3 protein-coding genes are annotated in these 1,520 nt (G+C 45.7%); 2 read left to right on the forward strand and 1 reads right to left on the reverse strand.

Annotated elements, in window-relative coordinates; all coding sequences use genetic code 11:
• Together A3729_RS07835 and A3729_RS07840 are read left to right on the forward strand one after the other, a co-directional pair.
• On the forward strand, positions 1-668 hold a 668-nt coding region (locus A3729_RS07835), incomplete at its 5' end, for a LuxR C-terminal-related transcriptional regulator (RefSeq protein WP_068633569.1).
• A 95-nt stretch (positions 669-763) separates the two neighbouring features.
• Positions 764-1,129 (forward strand): sirohydrochlorin chelatase, encoded by a 366-nt coding sequence (locus A3729_RS07840; RefSeq protein ID WP_068507391.1) that lies wholly within the window; start codon positions 764-766, stop codon positions 1,127-1,129.
• Between the two features lie 15 nt (positions 1,130-1,144).
• On the opposite strand, the gene A3729_RS07845 is transcribed toward A3729_RS07840, so the two are convergent.
• A partial coding sequence (locus tag A3729_RS07845; RefSeq protein WP_156497785.1) for a WS/DGAT domain-containing protein occupies positions 1,145-1,520 on the reverse strand: 376 nt, incomplete at its 5' end.

The raw sequence follows: 1,520 nt of genomic DNA on the forward strand, positions 1-1,520 counted from the left end.
ATATTCCCGTTATTTTCATGACGGGTTTATCTGATACTGATGATATTGTTCGAGGCTTGGAAGTGGGTGGTGTTGATTACCTGGTTAAACCCATCAACCCGACAGAATTGCTAGCGCTTATGAAGGTGCATTTGAGCAATGCGCGTTTAACCAAGAGTGCGCAAAGTGCCTTGGATAGCACTGGGCAGCATCTCTTCACGGCTGACGAAAAAGGCATTGTTCGCTGGGCCACCCCGCAAACCTATGCTTTGTTTGCCAAAGCTAATATCTCTCCGACAGATGGTTCTGAGGCGTTTACAAAAATGCTTTCTCAATGGTTGGCTGGGTCTCCGCAGGACGGGGATAGTCTAAACTTAGAAGCACTAGAATATCCTTTATCTCTGAAGAGGGTAGGCAAACATTCCAATGGCGACCAGCTAATTAAACTGATTGACGGGAACAAGCCAACAGAAGCTGCTTTATTAAAAGCAAATCTCGATTTAACTGAGCGAGAGGCGGAAGTTTTGTTTTGGATAGCGAATGGGAAAACTAACCGCGAAGCAGCCGAAATTCTATCGATGAGCCCTCGAACGGTGAATAAACATTTGGAAATGATCTTTCCTAAACTTGGTGTCGAGAATAGAACGGCAGCGGCAGGGGTCGCCTTAAGGGTCTTGACACAGGGTTAATTATGGAAAAGACTGAGGTGTTGTTCTCATAGAGTACTCGTAGGCAGAGTAGTATACTGAGCCCAATGAAAAAATGGTTAATATAGTAGGACATTATGAAAGCATTAGTAATTGTTGCACACGGCTCACGACGAGCGTCCTCCAATGATGAAGTACGGGAGCTTTCCCGTAGCGTTCAGAATAAGGTCGGCGCTCAATATGCGATCGTCAATACTGGCTTTTTGGAGCTGGCTGAGCCATTAATACCCGACTCAATTATCCAGTGTATAGAGCAGGGAGCATCTGAAGTAGATGTCTTGCCTTACTTCTTGTCAGCCGGTAGGCATGTTATAGAAGACGTTCCGGCCGAAGTTGCTAAGGCTAGGGAGCAGTACCCTGATGTTAAGATAAACATTAAGACTCATCTGGGAGGTATGCCTGCGATGGTCAGTTTGATTCAGGATACGCTAAGCGTATCCTGATGAGCCTCGTTATAATTAGCGAGTCGTGGCTTTTTTAGTTTTCGTCTTTCTTGTCTTGGCTTTTTTTGTAAGTAAGCCTTCAAGCTCCTCGAGCGCTTCTCCTGAAAATACTGCCAGGTTCTGCATGCTTGGCAAGGTGTCACGACAACCGGTATAGCCAAAATTCAGTGAACCATCATAGCTTAAACAAGTAATATTCAATGCGCCGCCATGGGCGATTAATGATACTGGGTACATCGCCTCAAGTTTACAGCCATTGTAGTAGAGAGCCTTTTTCGGTCCAGGGACATTAGATATTGTAATGTTAAAGGCTGGACGCATTCTTCCGCCCAGGCCTGTGAGAAGCTGTAAAGAGTAGGGTGCCATCATCAGCATCGTGTACTGTGTCAGC

Source organism: Oleiphilus sp. HI0043, assembly GCF_001634935.1.

Coding starts and splice junctions, on each gene's coding strand:
- A3729_RS07840 (WP_068507391.1), top strand. CDS start 764: ATGAAAGCATTAGTAATTGTTGCACACGGCTCACGACGAGCGTCCTCC.